This window comes from Exiguobacterium sp. UBA1053 (genome assembly GCF_002316465.1).
Lineage (GTDB): Bacteria > Bacillota > Bacilli > Exiguobacteriales > Exiguobacteriaceae > Exiguobacterium_A > Exiguobacterium_A abrahamii.
The window spans coordinates 1056394-1074943 of sequence record NZ_DCDO01000013.1 but is presented as its reverse complement, the minus strand read 5'-3'; the positions used below and the strand labels follow the sequence as shown (position 1 = coordinate 1074943).

Below are 18550 nucleotides of genomic sequence, written 5' to 3'. Positions count from 1 at the left end.
AGTAAGAAACGCAGAGGATTGTTAACGACGAATTCAAAAAAATATGATACCTTTAGTTCACGAATAAAATTACATACCTCCTGATGTATGTATGGAAGTATGCTGAATGCAGTTGAATTTATAAAGAATAGGTGAAGAACATGCCAACAACTGATAAAAAAGATAAACCAGAACGTTCCTATACACTGGCTCAATTGAGCCAACTGACATTAAAAGAACTCTATGAAATCGCAAAGACGAAGAATGTCCCACAATACCGGGAAGCCCGTAAACGCGAGTTGATGTTCAAGATTTTAAAAGCACAGGCTGAATCGACTGGTCTTTATTTCCTCGAAGGGGTACTCGAAGTCATCCCTGGCAACCCACAAATGCAAAACGATGGTGGCTTTGGCTTCCTTCGTCCTATCAATTATTCCCAATCCTCTGAAGATATTTATATCGCAGCATCTCAAATCCGACGCTTTAATCTACGTAATGGTGATGTCGTCACAGGTAAAGTCCGTCCGCCGAAGGAAAACGAACGGTTCCAAGGATTACTTAGCGTGGAAGCCGTCAACGGTGAAGCACCGGATACAGCCCGTAACCGTCTATTCTTCCCGGCACTGACACCGATCTATCCGGATCGTCTGATGCGACTTGAGACAGAACCACGCCATCTATCCGTTCGTGTCATGGATATGATCGCACCGGTTGGGTTTGGTCAACGTGGTTTGATCGTCGCACCGCCAAAAGCAGGGAAGACATCACTCCTCAAAGAAATCGCAAACTCGATTCAGGAGAATCATCCGGATGTCGAACTGATCATTCTCTTGATTGATGAGCGTCCTGAGGAAGTAACAGATATTGAGCGCTCGGTTCCGGGAGCAGATGTTGTCAGCTCGACGTTTGACGAAACACCAGACAACCACGTCCGGATTTCTGAGCTTGTCCTCGAGCGTGCGATGCGACTCGTCGAACACAAGAAGGATGTCGTCATCTTGATGGATTCGATCACACGTCTAACACGGGCCTATAACTTAACGGTACCACAAAGCGGTCGGACGCTCTCAGGGGGAATTGACCCGGCTGCGTTCCATAAGCCGAAACGGTTCTTTGGGGCAGCGCGAAACATCGAACACGGTGGTAGTTTAACGATTCTTGCGACAGCACTCGTTGAGACAGGATCACGCATGGATGACGTTATCTATGAGGAATTCAAAGGGACGGGTAACATGGAGTTGCATCTCGATCGTAAGTTATCAGAGCGTCGGATCTTCCCAGCGATCGACATTCGGAAGTCGGGTACACGGAAGGAAGAACTCTTGCTTCCGAAAGAGCAACTCGATGCGCTTTGGACGATTCGTCGGACGATGAACGAGTCGAACGAATTCGTTGATACGTTCCTACGGAAGATTCGCGATACGAAAAATAATGAGGAATTTTTCGTCGAACTCGAGAAGGAAAAGAAGAAGGCGGTCCGACGCGCACCGGTAAAACCGCGTACCGTCAAGAAGGAAACGACGACGGAAAAATAACTATTGCGACGCGCAAAAAAATCGTTTAGTATAGGAAGGTAACTTACTCTGGCTCAGCAAATGAACCAGGGCGGAAGGAGAGAAATCAACCATGAAACAAGGAATTCACCCTAACTACAACAAAGTAGTATTTATGGATTCAACGACTGAGTACAAATTCTTAAGCGGTTCTACTCGTTCTTCGAACGAAACGATCACTTGGGAAGATGGTAACGAGTACCCACTCATCCGTGTGGATGTGTCTTCAGACTCGCACCCATTCTACACAGGTCGTCAAAAGTTCAACGCGGCAGATGGTCGTGTCGATCGCTTCAACAAAAAATACGGCCGCAAGTAATCACTTGTCGGTTCTTAAAAAAACAGCCTGCCTCCATTATGGAAGCAGGCTGTTTTTGTATAGACTGAATTGTGAACGATACGCGAGATAGGTCTTCAAGACGAAGGAGAAGGCGATTCCACCGGCAATTCCGATTAAATACGGCATGACTTCCGGATGTGCCAAGATATAGTCCATGACTTTGTGGAACGAGAGGTGACGACCGACGAAGTAGCCGGCGCCTAAGAACACGCTGATCCAAATCAACGCACCTGTATACGCATAACTCGCAAACACGCGAAACGGCATTTTCGAGACACCTGCAAAAAAGGCAGAGAGTTGGCGGAGACCAGGTATGTAGTAACCGATGATCAAGACCGATTTTCCGTAACGACGAAATCCGGCTTCAGCGGAAAGAATATGCTTTTCTGAGATACGCATTTTCGGCCCGACGCGGTGTAATAGCGGCATACCGAGTTTTAATCCGAGTAAATAGCTGATCGTCATCCCGATACAACTGCCGGCGTAAGCGGCGAGGATCGTACCGACGAGTGGTAGATTGCCTTGATGCATCCAAAAACCGGACAGGACGAGCAGGGTCTCATCAGGAACCGGCAATCCCACGATACCACCTGCGAGAAGGACGGAGAGACCAAGGGCACCATATTGGTGCAGGATGTCATGTAAGAGATGATGAATCGGGGACACCTTCTTTCGTGAAAGTCTTCTTCTTCAGTGTACAGGAAATAGGGGACGGTTGGAATGAAAGGACAAAAATTCTAGGTAAAGAAAAAATGAATTTTGATTTCCGGAAGTCAACCCTTTTTCTCGATACCGTTTCGGGCTATACTCGTTAAAGTGACTATTTTTAGAGGACGGTGTCGGACGATGATGCATGTAATAAATCAGTACGGCTGGATCGAAGTAATTTGTGGCAGTATGTTTTCCGGGAAATCGGAAGAGTTGATTCGTCGTGTCAGACGGGCGCAGTACGGCAAACTGCCCGTTCAAGTATTCAAGCCGGCAATCGACGACCGGTACCATGAAGAGCATGTCGTCTCTCATATCGGCAACTCCGTCGTGGCGATTCCGATGGCGACGAGTCGCGATCTCTACGCAGCAGTAGCAGAGGAAACACAAATCGTCGGAATCGATGAAGTTCAATTCTTTGATGATGAGATCGTACAAGTCATCGAAGCACTTGCACAAGACGGAAAACGCGTCATTTGTGCAGGCCTTGATCAAGATTTCCGGGCAGAGCCATTCGGCAAGATGCCGGAATTACTGGCGCGCGCAGAATTCGTGACGAAGCTGCAAGCCATCTGTCTTTCGTGTGGTGATCCGGCTTCCCGGACACAACGGTTGATTGATGGAAAACCAGCGAACTACGATGATCCGATCATCCTAGTGGGCGCTTCAGAATCGTATGAGCCACGGTGCCGCCATTGCCATGAGGTGCCTGGAAAGCCGAAGCCGCTCCAATCGGTGCAGCACCAAGAAAATTAAAAAAGACGTACCGATCGCGGTCGTCCTTTGATGTAACAGCTATTCGCTTTTAAGTGAATAGCTGTTTTTTTTATTATCCCGTTTCCTGTGAGAACCGGCTTGAGCGTTCGATAAAGCGGATCGTCTCACGAACGATCAAATCCTGATCATGATCGAGGGTCGCGACGTGGTACGAGTTCAGTAAACAGTAGCTTCGTTTATCATTCGTTCCGATGTGCTGATGCAGATAATCCGAGCTCGACGGCGGGACGACGTGATCGGTCGCCGAGTAGAGAATTAATGTCGGCAGAAGGATTGATCCTAAGCGTCCTTTCGTTTCATCCATCAGACGGACGAGTTCGAACGCACAACGACTTGGAACGAGGTCATAGATGATTTCGAAAGCAGACCGTTTGATGTCCGGTGCCCCTTCCGGTAAGTACTGTGGACCGTCCTCGAACGAAAGTGCTTCATAGGATGGAACGGAAAGTGCGGCATTGATCGTAATGATGCCGGCAAACGGAATGCCGTCAGCAGCGAGTGACAGTGCAAGCGTCGCACCCATCGATTGACCGATGACGAAGACTTGATCGCATGTTTCTTGTAAACGTTCATAGCCGTCTTGCAGGCTTTGCTTCCAACATCGAGCAGTCGATTGTTCAAACTCGCGGACGTTCGTTCCATGTCCGCGTAAGCGCGGGGCATAGACGGTAAAACCTTCAGCAGCGAATGCCTCACCGACGTCGCGGACACTTTGCGGAGTGGCATTAAAACCATGACAGATTAGAATACCGATCGGTCCACCTTGAAAATAAAACGCTTCAGCACCAGTCAATACAGGATAGTTCATCATTACTATTTTTCCTCCATTCATGAAAAAAACTCGTCGACGTCACTGCTTGGACGCCCACGAGTTTTTCACCGTATCATCCAAAGCCGCGCTTTGCTGGTCGGAGCACCTTACAGATTGCAGGTTGCCGTGAAGTCATAGAGCCAGGTCTCTCGTTCACTCTTGATAAATATCATATTGGAATTGTCGGATTAATCATTGAAACGATGGTAGCACGACCGAAAATGCCTTGTCAAATCGTTCTAGACGAATCGTGATTTATTCTTTCAGCTAACTCATAACTTATGACTCAATCGATATGCGCCAAATGGATTATTTTTGCAAAGTTGGTTGACTTTTAAAGGTTCGACCCGTAATGTAAAAATTAGTTTTACGACATAAGCAACAACGCAACAACACACATACGAATTTCATACCGCAATACTTATCCAGAGAGGTGGAGGGACTGGCCCTACGAAACCTCGGCAACAGACTCATTATGAGCACTGTGCCAATTCCATCAGACAGATGTCTGAGAGATGAGTGGAGTGGATTCTGCCACTGTGCGGATCCAGGTCTCTTCTTGTTTCTCAAGAAGGGACCTTTTTTGTTGAATGAAGGGGGAAAACGGAATGATTGCATTTCATCAAGTCAAAAAAACGTACGTCACGAAAGATCAGACGATTGCAGCGCTCGACGGTGTCGACCTGACGATCGAAAAAGGTAAAATCTTTGGGGTCATCGGTTTTAGCGGTGCCGGAAAAAGTTCACTGCTCCGCTGTGTCAACCTGTTAGAACGACCGACGTCAGGAACGGTGACGGTCGATGGGGAAGATTTAACGCAACTGTCTCCGAAAAAATTACGCCAAGCAAAACAACGGATTGGAATGATCTTTCAGCACTTCAATCTGTTGAATGCGAACACGGTCTTTACGAATGTCGCAAAGCCACTCGTTCTCGCAGGCGTCAAGAAAGACGAGATTCGCCGCCGAGTGACAGAATTGCTCGATTTCGTCGATCTCGCGGACAAGGCGGATCATTATCCGGATCAATTGTCCGGTGGACAGAAACAGCGTGTTGGTATCGCCCGGGCACTCGCGACGCAACCTTCCGTCCTCTTATGTGACGAAGCGACATCAGCACTTGATCCCCAGACGACGCATCATATTCTCCAGTTATTAAAACGCATCAATGCCGAGTACGGGATTACGATTCTCTTGATCACCCACGAGATGGGCGTCATCCGGGAGATTTGCGACCGCGTCGCCGTTATCGAAGCTGGGAAGCTAATCGAATCGGGAACGGTCTTTGATGTCTTTTCAAGCCCGCAGACCGAGACGGCAAAAAACTTCGTCCGGTCCGTCATGCATGACGAGATTCCAGCATCGATTCGTCAGTTGATCGAGTCGCGAAATGCACATCCGATCTATAAGATTCATTTTCTCGGACATCACACCGGGCAGCCGCTCTTATCACAAGTCGCGAAACGTTTTGACGTCGATGTTAATATCCTGCACGGGAGCATCACAGAGTTGCAGGAGACGCCGTTCGGCACCTTGCTCGTCGAGTTGATTGGTGAGCCGGCTGAAGTAAAACGAGCGTTACAATACATCGATCAGGCACAGGTGACGGTCGAGGAGGTGCTTGCTGATGCTAGTTAACTATAGTGATATCTGGACAGCATTTTTGCAGACGATGACGATGGTGTCAGTGTCGTTACTGTTTTCAACTCTGATCGGCTTACCACTCGGTATCCTGCTTGTCGTCACGCGAAAAGGAGCGTTACTTGAAAATGTTCCGTTGTTCACGTTCTTCAACAGTATCGTCAATATTTTCCGCTCGATTCCGTTCATCATCTTACTCGTCGCGATCATCCCGTTGACGCGCTTGATCGTCCAGACGTCGATCGGAACAGAAGCCGCAATCGTTCCGCTCGTCTTTTACGCTGCACCGTACATGGCGCGTCTGATCGAGAGTTCTTTACTCGAAGTCGATAAAGGCGTTCTTGAAGCAGCAGAAGCGATGGGCGCGACACCGTTTCAAACGATTTTCCGCTTCCTCCTACCGGAAGCACTCGGTTCACTCATCCTGAACTTAACGATCGCAACAGTCGGCTTGATCGGGGCGTCGGCGATGGCAGGCGCCATCGGTGGTGGCGGTTTGGGTGACTTAGCAATTACTTACGGCTATCAACGGTTTGATACGAAAGTCATGATCATCACGGTCGGGATTCTCGTCATCTTAGTCCAAGGCTTACAGACGACAGGCAACATCGTCGCACGAAAAATCAGAAGACATTAATCAAGGGAGCGATTCAGCCATGAAAAAAGCAGTAGCAATTGGAGCAACACTCACGACGATTTTATTTGCCGGGTGCGCAGCATCAGGAGAAGACGAAAAGACGATCAAGCTCGGTGTCAGCGGTTCCGACACACAAGTTTGGGATTATGTCGCGAAAAAAGCAGAGAAGGAAGGCATCAAAATCGAGCTCGTCAAGTTCTCCGATTATGTCCAGCCGAACATGGCACTGGCTGAGGGTGAGATCGACGCCAATGCTTTCCAGACGATTTCCTACTTCAACGCTTTCAAGAAAGAACATAACTTGAAGCTATCGCCGATTGCGACGACTGTCATCGCACCGATGGGGATCTACTCAGATAAATACAAGGATGTCAAAGACATTCCAAATGGCGGAAAAATCGCTGTTCCGAACGAAGCGACGAACATGGGACGTGCCCTCTTGTTACTGCAAGAAGCAGGTCTGATCAAGCTACCGGACGACTTCGATGGCAACGGTTCGGTCGATAAGATCGTCGAGAATCCGAAAAAGCTGAAAATCGTTCCGATCGTCGCCGGGCAAACGCCACGCGTCTTACCGGACGTCGCGGCATCAATCATCAACAATGGCATTGCCGTTGACGCTGGCTTCAACCCGATCAAGGACTCGATCGTCCATGAGAACGAGACAGCAAAACCATACATCAACATCATCGCGACACGGACGGAAGACAAGAACAAAAAAGAACTGAAAAAAATCGCATCGCTGTATCAACAAAAAGATGTCGCGGCCTTCATCAAAAAAGAATATAAAGGCAGTACGATCCCGACGTTCGTTCCACTGAGCGATATCGGCGAATAATTTCAAAAGGAGAGTGGACAGTATGACGACACCAGTACGCACGACATGGGTAGAGACGATTGAACAGGACATCGAACAAAAACGGGAATCGTATCTTGAGACAAGTCATCGGATTCATGCAACGCCGGAAATCGGGAACGAGGAATTCTTTGCTTCGCGGCTCCATGCGGAGCGTCTAACAGCGGAAGGTTTTACAGTAGAACTCGGCGTCGCGGGGCACGATACCGCGTTCTTCGCGAAGAAATCGAGCGATCGACCAGGCGCAACGATTGCCTTTCTTGCTGAATACGATGCGTTGCCGGGTATTGGTCACGCGTGCGGTCATAATATCATCGGCACGACGAGCGTCGCAGCGGCAATCGCGCTCAGTAAAGTGCTCGATGAAGTCGGCGGGAGTGTCGTTGTCCTTGGAACACCAGCCGAGGAAGGTGGACCGAACGGTAGTGCGAAAGGCAGTTTCGTCAAACATCAGTTGCTGGAAGGGATCGATGCAGCCTTGATGGTCCATCCGTCGGGACAAACACGGATCACGGGTTCTTCCCTTGCGGTCGATCCGCTCGACTTTGCCTTTACGGGTCGTCCGGCACACGCAGCGGCGTCACCGGAGGAAGGCATCAACGCCCTTGACGCTGTCATTCAACTCTTCAATGGAATCAATGCGTTACGTCAGCAATTACCGGACGATGTCCGGATTCACGGAATCATCACGCATGGAGGTGATGCGCCGAACATCATCCCGGAATACGCAAAAGCACGTTTCTTCATCCGGGCGACGACACGGGAACGATTGAATGCCGTCACGGAAAAAGTCAAAGCTGTCGCCCAAGGCGCGGCACTCGCGACTGGGGCGACACTTGACGTCATCGCCTTCCAAAATGAAGTCGATAACCTCGTCTTCAACCGGACGTTCGACCGTCTGTTCCAAGAAGAAGCAGAATCGCTTGGTGAAAAGGTCCACTTAGACGAACGACCGGGTCTTGGCTCGACGGATGCCGGTAACATCAGTCAAGTCATTCCGACGATCCATCCGTATATCAAGATAGGTCCGGACGATCTCGTCGCGCATACGGAAGCATTCAAAGAAGCGGCTCGTTCAGAAGCTGGAGATGAAGCATTGATCACGGGGGCGAAAATCCTCGCTCGGACAGCGCTTCACGTCCTCGCTGATGAACGGACGCGCGGGGCGATCGCTCAAGAATTCCACGATCGGAAGAACGGATATTTATAAGCGGAAAACGACGACTGGATGCACTGCTATCAAGTGCTCCGGTCGTTTTTGAGATGCGATCGATCACGAATTGGTGATGAGTGACAGAACTGGAGCGAAATCAAAAAAGAGACAAGACAGAAGCATTTGCGCTTTGTTTTCTTGAAAAAGATATGCTAGGCTAAAATTGTATAACTCAATAATCCAGTTCTTCGGGGTAGGGTGAAAATCCCAACCGGCGGTGATGCGATCAATCGATCGACGAGCCCGCGACCTGTGATGTACGCATCATGGCTGACTTGGTGAGATTCCAGGGCCGACGGTAAAGTCCGGATGGGAGAAGAACGAAACGACGCGATTCAAGCTGTTTTCTGAAAAAATGTTTTCAGGAGACGGTCTCTTTCTGCATGAAAAAATGCAGGAAGCGAACCGTGTATTTCGTGAACCCTTCTATACAGACGCCCCTTTTTCAAGGGGCGTCTTTTTTCATTTGAAAGGAGTGAACGCGATGTCACAGATGATGAGTTATGCCATGCAATTAGCACAAATGTTACACGGACAAACAAGTCCGAATCCAAGTGTCGGCTGTGTCATCGTCAAACAAGGACGCATCATCGGCTTCGGTGCACACCGGTTTGCCGGTGGGCCGCACGCAGAAGTCGAAGCCTTACGGATGGCAGGAGAAGCCGCCCATGGTGCCGATCTCTACGTGACGCTCGAGCCATGCAATCATCACGGCAAGACGCCACCATGCACGGAAGCGATTCTACAAGCAGGAATCAAACGAGTTTTCGTCGCAACAGAAGACAAACATGTAATCGTCGCTGGTTCCGGAATTAAACGGCTACAGGACTCGGGAATCGAAGTCGAGGTCGGCTTGTTACGGCATGAGGCAGAAGCCCTCTACACGGCATTCTGGAAGACGATCGAACGAAAACGCCCGACCGTGACCGTCAAAATTGCGCAGACGATGAACGGGATCGCGGCGACAGGTGAACAGCGCTGGATCACGTCAGAAGAAGCACGCGCAAACGGTCGCGCCCTGCGTGGACGCCACGATGCCATCCTCGTCGGAAGTGAGACGGTGCTCGTCGATGATCCGGCACTGACGTTACGCGCGTCGTCAGGCATCGAGCCGATTCGAGTAATCGTTGATCGCCGGGGGCGGATTCCGGAAACGGCGCAAGTCTTCCGCGATGGTAAAAATCCAACCTACTGGCTGACGAGTGTTCCTCGGATTAGTCACGATCAGGTGACGGTCCTCGTTGGTGAATATGAGACGCCGGAAGCGATTTTGAAACGCTTATACGAACAAGACATCCGTAGTGTCTTGATTGAAGGCGGACCAACGATTCAAGCCGCTTTTCTTGAGGCAGATCTCGTTGACCGAATCGAAGTCTACCAAGCCCCATCGATTTTTGAAGGCGATGCGTGGAATAGTCAACACGATATCGAAAATCGTTTTCAAATCGATCAAATCGAAACGGTCGGACCGGATCTCCATCTGACGTACATCCGAAAGGAGGAGACGACATGTTCACCGGATTGATTGAAGAAGTCGGAACCTTAAAACGAAAGATCCCGCGACCGAACGGGTTAGCGCTTGAAATTGAGGCGCACCGGGTACTTGAAGGAACGAAGATCGGTGATAGCATCGCCGTCGACGGGATTTGTTTGACCGTCACGTCGATGAGTCCGACCGGTTTCACGGCGGATGCGGTCCATGACACGATCCGTTCTACAGCCCTCGGGACGTACCGCGTCGGAAGCCCATTGCAACTCGAACGGGCGATGCCGGCAGACGGTCGTTTCGGCGGTCATTTCGTCAGTGGACATATCGACGGAACAGCGCGGCTGATCAGTCGGCGACCGGATGGAGAAGCGATGGTTTATACGTTCGATGTCGGATCGTGGCAAAAGTATTGTATTCCGAAAGGCTCGATTGCAATCAACGGCACGAGCCTGACGTTGCAACGCGTCACGCCGGAAACGATCTCGATTTCATTGATTCCGCACTCACGTCAAGTGACGACGTTTGATCGATTGGCAAGCGGCGCAGTCGTCAATATCGAGTGTGACATGATGGCGAAACATCTCTATCATTTCACGCAGCATGAGAAGCAGACGGACTGGGCAGCATTCTTAGGAGGCGACATGTAATGAACGGATTCGACTTGATTGAAGACGCGATAGAAGATTTGAAGAACGGACGACCGATCATCGTCTGCGATGACGAGGATCGTGAGAATGAAGGCGATCTCGTCATGCTCGCAGAACATGCGACACCGGAAAACATCAACTTCATGATCACATACGGAAAAGGACTCGTCTGTGTACCAGTCAGTCCGCGGATCGCACAGCGACTCGAACTTGCTCCGATGACAGCGAATAATACAGATCCGCATGGAACGGCATTTACGCTCAGCATCGATCATGAAGAGGCGAAGACCGGTATCAGTGCAGAGGAACGGTCGCTAACGATTCAGCGGATGCTGACGGATGGACCGGAGCGCTTCAAACGACCGGGTCACATCTTCCCGTTGATCGCAAAAGAGGGCGGTGTTCGGGAACGACGCGGACATACGGAAGCAGGTGTTGACCTTGCCCGTCTTGCCGGTAGCGATGAGATTGCCGTCATTTGTGAAATCATCAAGGAAGATGGCACGATGGCACGGGTGGATGATTTGCTTCTCTATAAGGAAGAACACGACTTAAAACTGATCACGATCGAGGCACTCGTCGCGTATCTCGAGCGTCCATTGACGCGGGAAGCGGAAGTGTTGCTTCCGACGACATTCGGAGCTTTCCGGATGGTCGGCTATACAACGCAAGATAAGAAAGAACATGTCGCCGTCTTATCCGGTGAAGCGAACGATGGGATGCTCGTCCGTCTGCACTCGGAATGTCTGACAGGGGATGTCTTCGGTTCGAAACGTTGCGATTGTGGTCCACAACTCGATTCGGCACTTGAGCGAATCGAACGAGAAGGTGGAGCCGTCTTGTATCTACGTCAGGAAGGACGCGGCATCGGTCTGATGGCGAAGTTGAAAGCGTACGAGTTGCAGGAACAAGGACTCGATACAGTCGAAGCGAACCATGCACTCGGTTATCCGACGGACATGCGTGATTATACGGTCGCGGCCAACATGTTGCGTGATCTTGGCGTGACGAAGATTCGCTTGATGACGAACAATCCAGACAAACAACGGGTGCTCGAGCAAGAGGGGATTGAAGTCATCGAACGTGTTCCCCATCAAGTACCCGTTGAACCGGAAAATCAACGTTATCTGAAAACAAAACAAACGAAACTCGGGCACTGGCTCGATATCCAAGGAGGACACACATCATGATTTACGAAGGTTTCTTAACAGGAGAAGGACTACGCGTCGCAATCGTCGCAGCACGTTTTAATGAATTGATCACATCAAAACTCGTCGGAGGAGCAAACGACGCGTTCCGTCGTCACGGTGTTGCGGCGGATGCTGTGGATACAGCATGGGTTCCTGGAGCATTTGAAATTCCACTCGTTGCGGAAAAGTTAGCGAAAAGCGGTAAGTATGATGCGGTCATCACACTGGGAGCCGTCATCCGCGGAGCAACATCACATTATGACTATGTCTGTAACGAAGTCGCGAAAGGTGTCGCGAGTGCGTCGCGTGATACAGGCGTACCCATCATCTTCGGTGTCCTGACGACGGATTCGATCGAGCAAGCGGTCGAACGTGCCGGTACGAAAGCTGGAAATAAAGGCTACGAAGCTGCCGTTTCCGCAATTGAGATGGCGAATCTTTTACGCACAATCTAACGAAATAAGGATAGGGTGACGGAAGTTTCCGTCATCCTATTTTTTTGTGGACATTTTGCAGGTGATAAATCAAATTTCAAAAAAAGAATAGTAGATTTGAAATATGAGGATTTGTTTTGAAGAAGAACGGTAATGATGTAATAAAGAAACTTTGAAACATTTTCCAATGTTTTTCGTAAATCAGGGTAACGCGTATAAAGGAGGAAATGAATATGAAGAAAACAAGGTGGGTAGCAGCTGGGATCGTCGCAGCATCGATTGGACTAGCTGGATGTCAAGATGGGCAGACGGATTCGGGTAGTGGCAGTGGGTCTGGTTCGACGAAGTCGGGGGAACTCTCGAATACGGAATTACTGAATAAAGCGACAGCCGCTCAAAAGGATATTAAATCGTTCCACATGGAAGGGACAGTCAATTCAAAAGCAGGTGAGATGGCAGTAGATCAGAAGGTATCAGCCGATATCATCCAGAAGCCGCTTACGATGCACCAGACGATGACGATGAAAAATCCACAAAACGGTAAGGACATGTCGATCGAGAGCTATATCGTCGACGATAAGATGTATCTATCGCAAAACGGACAATGGCTCGTTCAAGATGTCTCGGAGCTAGGTGATATGGTTGAGGCGATGGAGTCATCGGCATCGACGGATCAAAATCTCAAGCTACTGAAAAAGTACAAAGACAACTGGACCGCCAAAAAAGAGGGTGACGTTTATCAAATCGACGTCAAACTAAAAGGGGACGACCTCAAAGCATTCATGAAGGATTCGCTCGAGCAGACAGGACAGATGGCACAGATGAAAGATGCGATGGACAGCATCGATTACAAGAAAATGAACTACACGATGACGTATGACGCGAAAACATTCTATCCGAAATCACTCGATATGGATATGGTCTTTGCGGTCGAGAAAAATACCGATTTCACGATGAAAAACCAATCGACGTTCTCGAAATTCAATGAGATCAACGAAATCAAATTACCTGCGGAAGCAAAAGATGCACAACCGCTCACAGGTGCAGCGCAATAAACCATGAAGTTCCCTCTCTTCGATGAAGACGAGGGGACTTTTTTTGAGACTTGGAACTGACGAAGAACTTCTTTTAGTGCTTCCGTCTGTTTTTGACTGACGGAAATCTGTTCGTGCATATCGCGGAATGCTTGAGCGTCATCCTAGTATTGATTCGAGATAGCTTCGAATAAATCATTGTCATTGACGACTTTCGTATCGATGAAGGACAGCACCTCACCGGACGCGAGATTCAAATATTCGATCGTCTTGAGTGGCAAGTTCGTAGGTTTTGCCTGCAGTTGGCGAAGAGGACCGAAGATCGATTATAAAATCAAAATAATAAAGATTACACTGAACACTCCGATGACAACGATCGTAGTGAATTATTGAAATGAAGAAGTATCAAAATAGTTTCATGAAAAAATAGTTTGACAATTATCAGTAAATTCTGAAAAAATGGTAAGGAACTACATATCTCATAAAGGGAGGTAAGACGAATGGGAAATTCATTTAGTGAGTGGATTAGTGCGGTGTCCGATATCGTATGGGGACCACCGTTACTCATTCTGTTGGTCGGTACGGGGATTTACTTGACGATTCGCTTAGGATTCATTCAAATTACCAAGCTACCGTATGCGCTGAAGCTTGCGTTTTCAAAGCATCAGGACGATAAGTCAGAAGGTGACATCAGTCACTTTCAAGCGTTGATGACGGCACTGGCTGCGACCGTCGGTACGGGGAATATCGTCGGTGTCGCAACCGCCGTCGTCCTCGGGGGCCCAGGCGCGATTGTCTGGATGTGGCTGTCCGGTCTGTTCGGGATGGCGACGAAATATGCGGAAGCGATTCTTGCCGTCAAATATCGTGTCGTTGATGAAAAAGGACAGATGGCAGGAGGACCGATGTATTACCTCGAGCGTGGACTGAAGCAGAAATGGCTCGGTGTCTTGTTTGCTGCGTTCGCTTCGATCGCTGCGTTCGGGATCGGAAACGGGGTCCAGACGAACTCGGTCGCCCTCGCGATGAAATCAACGTTTGATGTGCCACTTTACGTGACGGGGATCGTATTGATGGTACTGACGGGTGTCGTCATTCTCGGTGGGGTCAAGTCAATCGGGAAAGTCGTCAGTCTGTTCGTTCCGTTCATGATTTTCTTCTATGTCGGAAGTGGCTTGCTGATTCTCATCATGAACTATGATCTGATTCCAGGTGCGATTTCAACGATCTTCAGTAGTACGTTCTCAAACGAGGCCATCACGGGTGGGGCAATCGGGGCGGCAATTCGTTACGGTGTCGCGCGTGGTGTCTTCTCGAACGAAGCAGGACTTGGTTCAGCACCGATCGCAGCCGCTGCTGCGAAGACGGACTTCCCGGGGCGTCAAGCACTCGTCTCGATGACACAAGTCTTCCTCGATACATTGGTTGTCTGTTCGATCACGGGACTGACGCTCGTCATGGGAGGGCAGCTCGATACGAAGTTGGAGGGTGTTGAATTGACGACGGCGAGCTTCGAAGTCTTCCTCGGTCCTGCCGGGAAATACATCGTTACGATCGGTCTCGTCATGTTCGCGTACTCGACCGTTCTTGGCTGGTCGTACTACGGTGAAAAATCGATCTATTATCTGTTTGGTCAAAAATCAATCCTACCGTACCGCATCCTGTTCGTCTTAGTCGCCGGAGCCGGCGCGATGACGACGAACTTGAACATGGTGTGGGCGATTTCTGATGTCTTCAACGGATTGATGGCGATTCCGAACTTAATCGGTTTGATTGGATTGTCCGGCGTCGTCATTGCTGAGACACGACTGTTCCGCGAACAGTTGAGACGAGAAGAAGCGAATCGGAAAGTTTCGTAGAACATGCGAAAATGAAAGACTCTGCCATCCTCGCTTTCCCTGACAAAAGCATGTACCATGCTTTCTTTTCTTGTAGGAGTCGAGAAATAGGCATTCACATTCTATATCTATTCAACAAAAGAGAAGATTGGTTTCTAGGGTATCCCTTGGAAACTAACCTTCTCTTTTTTGCATGTGCTCCGTCTCATTCAATCACTTTTTACGATAAAGCATCAGTGATTCATAAGGACGTAACGTCAAAGTGTACCCCTCTGTCTGCATCCCCTGATAGTTGTGAAGCAACACTGTATAATCCGATCCGTCACGAGGTAACGTGAACGTCGTCTCTGTTCCGTAGAAGTTCGAAACGACAAGCAACTCTTCCTCGCTTGTGGCACGTTCGTACGCCCAGAGTGACGAATCGTCTGGTGTCAACAGACGGTATGAACCGTCCGTCAGCACGTCATACTGTTTGCGGAGCTGAATCAACTGTTTGTAATGATGATAGACCGAGTTTGGATCTGCGACAGCCGACTCGACATTGATCTGATCATATGTCGGCGAGACGGGAATCCACGGCTCGCTTGTACTAAAGCCACCGTTGACAGCATCCGACCACGGCATCGGCGTCCGCGCATTATCACGCGATTTTTGACGAATCGCAGCGAGAATCGCTTCTTCCGATATACCGTTGTTCCGAGCTTCCTGATAGGCATTCAATGTCTCGACATCGCGGTAGTCGGACAAATCCGTGAAGTCCGGATTCGGCATGCCAATCTCTTCTCCTTGATAGATGTACGGTGTACCTTGCAAACCGTGAAGCGTCGTCGCGAGCATCTTCGCACTTTCGACACGATACGTGACGTCGTCACCGAACCGACTGACGACGCGTGGCTGGTCATGGTTGCACCAAAAGATTGCGTTCCAGGCTTGTCCGTTCATGCCGGATTGCCAGTCGGAAAAAATCTGTTTCAGTTGCGTGAAATCAAATGGTGCTGCCGTCCATTTTTCACCGTTCGGATAATCGACTTTCAAATGATGAAAGTTGAACGTCATCTTCAGTTCTTGTTCATCAAGTGATGAATAACGAAGGCAGTGTTCAAGTGACGTCGACGACATCTCACCGACGGTCAAGAGATCGTGTCCGGCAAAGACTTCTGCGTTCATCTCTTGCAAGTAGTCGTGGACGTTCGGTCCGTCCGTATAATACGAACGACCGTCTCCTGCTGGATCGTTTGGAAGACCTGGCGTCTTTGAGATCAAATTGATGACATCGAGTCGGAAGCCGCTGACCCCTTTATCCCGCCAGAAGCGCATCATGTTGTAAACATCTTCCCGTAAGCGTGGATTTTCCCAGTTCAGATCCGCTTGCGTCTTGTCGAACAGGTGCAAGTAATACTTGCCAGCTACCTCATCAAATGACCAAGCGGGACCGCCGAATTTCGATACCCAGTCGTTCGGTGTCTCGCGCCAGATAAAATAGTCGTGATACGGGCTGTCCGGGTGACGTCCTTCTTCGAACCAAGAGTGCGACGTCGAGCAATGGTTGACGACGATATCCATCATGACTGACAGACCGCGTTGTTTTGCTTCTGCAAGTAACGTCTCGAAATCGTCCATTGTTCCGTAGGATGGATCGATCGCGTAATAATCACTGACATCATAGCCATTGTCGTTCTGAGGTGAAGCATAGACCGGCGTCAACCAAAGGTAATCGACACCAAGATCCGCCAGATAATCGAGTTTGGCAGTGACGCCACGTAACGTACCGGTCGCTTTGCCCTCCGGACTATAAAAACTCTTCGGATAGATTTGATAAACGGCGGATTTGCGCCAATCGGTTGTCGTGATCATGAGATACACACCTTTCTAGAATTACGCTGCTTTTTTCAGGGCAGCTTTTTTTGCGCGTTTCGTTGAGACATAGTGGAACAGGAACGTACAGGCGACAGGAACGATGATCGCGATCACCATGCCGACGATGAATGACAGAATCGAGCCTGGTACGATCGAAATGAAAGCAGGTAATCCGCCAACACCGATCGCAGGAGCAAGAACACCACTGACGGCGATGAAAGCTGACGCGATCGCTGAACCGACGAGTGCCGCGTAAAACGGATATTTGAATCGGAGATTGACCCCGAACATCGCTGGTTCCGTGATCCCGAAGTAGGCGGATAAAGCGGACGTTGATGCCATGTTTTTATCGTTAACGTTTTTCGCGAGGAAAAGCATCGCGAGTGTTGCTGAACCTTGGGCGATGTTCGAAATCGCGATCATCGGCCAGATGAACGTCGTTCCGCTTTGTCCGATCAACTGTAGATCAACGGCGATGAACATGTGGTGCATGCCGGTAATAACGAGCGGCGCATAGAGTGCGCCGAAGAGTAAGGCACCAAGTAACGGAACAGCTTCGAACGTATTGACGACACCGATCGTAATCCAGTCACCGACTTGACGCGTGACCGGTCCGATGACGGCAAGGGCGAGGAAGCCCGTCAATGTGATCGTCGTAATCGGTACGACGAGTAATTGAATCGCATTCGGTACCCGTTTTTTGAGCCAACGTTCAATCGTACTGAGAACATAAGCAGCGGCGAGTACAGGGAGGATTTGTCCCTGATAACCGACTTTTTCAATTTCAAAGAGACCGAGAATGTTGAACGTCGGAATTTCACCTTTTAGAGCACTTTGTCCGTAGTTCCAAGCGTTTAAGAGATCTGGGTGAACAAGCATCAGACCCATGACGATCCCGAGAATCTCACTTCCACCGAAGCGTTTCGTCGCTGACCAACCGACGAGTGCCGGGAGGAAGACGAAGGCCGTGTTTGCCATCATATTGATAAGATCCCAAAGTCCTTGTAAGTTCGGATAACGATCGATCATCGTCTTGCCACCGAACTCGATACCGAATAGATTATTGATTCCCATTAAGAGACCAGCAACGATGATCGCCGGGATGATAGGCATGAAGACATCAGAAAAGACTTTGATCAACTTTTGGAACGGATTCATCTTGGCAGCGCCAGACGATTTAACATCTGCGATCGTCGTTGCCTGTAAACCGGTTAATTGAATGAATTCTGCATAGACCCGGTCGACGTCTCCGGCACCAATGACGATTTGATAGACACCCGCGTTCAAGAACGCGCCTTTGACGAGCGGAACTTCAAGTAAGGCTTCTTGATCGACAAGCTCTTGATTCTTAAGCGTTAAACGAAGACGGGTGACACAGTGAGCTGCCTGCTCAACGTTCTCCTTACCTCCGATGTTCTCAATGATTTGCTCTGCAATCTGACGATAGTTTGGTTTCATCTCGATGCTCCTTTTTGGAAGTGACATACTCGACCACTTTTGAAATGAAAACGTTTTCTTATCTGCGCACACTTATCTTAACTTATCTA

Annotated in this window: 17 protein-coding genes and 3 riboswitches; of the genes, 13 read left to right on the top strand and 4 right to left on the bottom strand. The window is 49.3% G+C overall.

Features of this window, described 5'->3' with window-relative positions; genetic code table 11:
* The first annotated feature begins 140 nt into the window (after positions 1-140).
* Positions 141-1514, top strand: coding sequence for a transcription termination factor Rho (rho, locus tag B3G15_RS13065; protein WP_290721676.1), 1374 nt, complete (start codon positions 141-143; stop codon positions 1512-1514).
* Positions 1515-1605: 91 nt separating this feature from the next.
* On the top strand, positions 1606-1851 hold the full coding sequence (locus B3G15_RS13060) for a type B 50S ribosomal protein L31 (RefSeq protein WP_023469546.1): 246 nt from the start codon (positions 1606-1608) through the stop codon (positions 1849-1851).
* Positions 1852-1887: 36 nt separating this feature from the next.
* Here the strand turns inward: B3G15_RS13060 and B3G15_RS13055 are convergent, their stop codons facing one another.
* Entirely contained in the window at positions 1888-2538 is a 651-nt protein-coding gene (locus B3G15_RS13055; RefSeq protein WP_050676976.1) for a DedA family protein, read from the bottom strand.
* 183 nt (positions 2539-2721) lie between these two features.
* On the opposite strand from B3G15_RS13055, the gene B3G15_RS13050 reads away from it, so the two are divergent.
* Positions 2722-3336, top strand: a complete 615-nt coding sequence (locus B3G15_RS13050; protein ID WP_029342777.1) for a thymidine kinase — start codon at positions 2722-2724, stop codon at positions 3334-3336.
* A 73-nt stretch (positions 3337-3409) separates the two neighbouring features.
* On the opposite strand, the gene B3G15_RS13045 is transcribed toward B3G15_RS13050, so the two are convergent.
* Positions 3410-4168, bottom strand: a complete 759-nt coding sequence (locus B3G15_RS13045; RefSeq protein WP_251133456.1) for an alpha/beta hydrolase — start codon at positions 4166-4168, stop codon at positions 3410-3412.
* 67 nt (positions 4169-4235) lie between these two features.
* A riboswitch (SAM riboswitch) is annotated at positions 4236-4337 on the bottom strand.
* A gap of 249 nt (positions 4338-4586) precedes the next feature.
* Positions 4587-4690, top strand: a riboswitch (SAM riboswitch).
* A gap of 86 nt (positions 4691-4776) precedes the next feature.
* Here B3G15_RS13045 and B3G15_RS13040 point away from each other — a divergent pair.
* The 10 genes from B3G15_RS13040 (at position 4777) to B3G15_RS12995 (ending at position 15167) form a co-directional block, all read left to right on the top strand.
* The gene (locus tag B3G15_RS13040) at positions 4777-5805 is read left to right on the top strand and encodes a methionine ABC transporter ATP-binding protein (protein WP_290721673.1); all 1029 of its coding nucleotides are present in this window, start codon (positions 4777-4779) and stop codon (positions 5803-5805) included.
* On the top strand, positions 5795-6445 hold the full coding sequence (locus tag B3G15_RS13035; protein ID WP_023469541.1) for a methionine ABC transporter permease: 651 nt from the start codon (positions 5795-5797) through the stop codon (positions 6443-6445). Before B3G15_RS13040 ends, B3G15_RS13035 begins: the two co-directional genes overlap by 11 nt.
* A 19-nt stretch (positions 6446-6464) precedes the next feature.
* On the top strand, positions 6465-7283 hold the full coding sequence (locus B3G15_RS13030) for a MetQ/NlpA family ABC transporter substrate-binding protein (protein WP_023469540.1): 819 nt from the start codon (positions 6465-6467) through the stop codon (positions 7281-7283).
* A 22-nt stretch (positions 7284-7305) separates the two neighbouring features.
* Entirely contained in the window at positions 7306-8511 is a 1206-nt protein-coding gene (locus B3G15_RS13025) for a M20 family metallopeptidase (protein WP_290721670.1), read from the top strand.
* Positions 8512-8694: 183 nt separating this feature from the next.
* Positions 8695-8839: riboswitch (FMN riboswitch) on the top strand.
* 159 nt (positions 8840-8998) lie between these two features.
* Positions 8999-10039, top strand: coding sequence for a bifunctional diaminohydroxyphosphoribosylaminopyrimidine deaminase/5-amino-6-(5-phosphoribosylamino)uracil reductase RibD (gene ribD, locus B3G15_RS13020; RefSeq protein WP_290721668.1), 1041 nt, complete (start codon positions 8999-9001; stop codon positions 10037-10039).
* Positions 10024-10650 (top strand): riboflavin synthase, encoded by a 627-nt coding sequence (ribE, locus tag B3G15_RS13015; RefSeq protein ID WP_029342770.1) that lies wholly within the window; start codon positions 10024-10026, stop codon positions 10648-10650. The genes ribD and ribE (B3G15_RS13015) overlap by 16 nt, the downstream gene beginning before the upstream one ends.
* Positions 10650-11840, top strand: coding sequence for a GTP cyclohydrolase II (gene ribA, locus B3G15_RS13010; protein WP_290721666.1), 1191 nt, complete (start codon positions 10650-10652; stop codon positions 11838-11840). Before ribE (B3G15_RS13015) ends, ribA begins: the two co-directional genes overlap by 1 nt.
* Positions 11837-12295: a 6,7-dimethyl-8-ribityllumazine synthase gene (gene ribE / locus B3G15_RS13005; protein WP_035395821.1), complete on the top strand. Its 459-nt coding sequence runs from the start codon at positions 11837-11839 to the stop codon at positions 12293-12295. The genes ribA and ribE (B3G15_RS13005) overlap by 4 nt, the downstream gene beginning before the upstream one ends.
* Before the next feature lie 212 nt (positions 12296-12507).
* Complete coding sequence (locus B3G15_RS13000; RefSeq protein ID WP_214747156.1) at positions 12508-13329, top strand: DUF6612 family protein; 822 nt, start codon at positions 12508-12510, stop codon at positions 13327-13329.
* 479 nt (positions 13330-13808) lie between these two features.
* Entirely contained in the window at positions 13809-15167 is a 1359-nt protein-coding gene (locus B3G15_RS12995) for an alanine/glycine:cation symporter family protein (protein ID WP_214747153.1), read from the top strand.
* 192 nt (positions 15168-15359) lie between these two features.
* Here B3G15_RS12995 and treC read toward each other — a convergent pair whose 3' ends face one another.
* On the bottom strand, positions 15360-17000 hold the full coding sequence (treC, locus tag B3G15_RS12990) for an alpha,alpha-phosphotrehalase (RefSeq protein ID WP_290721663.1): 1641 nt from the start codon (positions 16998-17000) through the stop codon (positions 15360-15362).
* A gap of 21 nt (positions 17001-17021) precedes the next feature.
* Positions 17022-18461, bottom strand: a complete 1440-nt coding sequence (treP, locus tag B3G15_RS12985; RefSeq protein WP_047394480.1) for a PTS system trehalose-specific EIIBC component — start codon at positions 18459-18461, stop codon at positions 17022-17024.
* Positions 18462-18550: the final 89 nt, after the last annotated feature.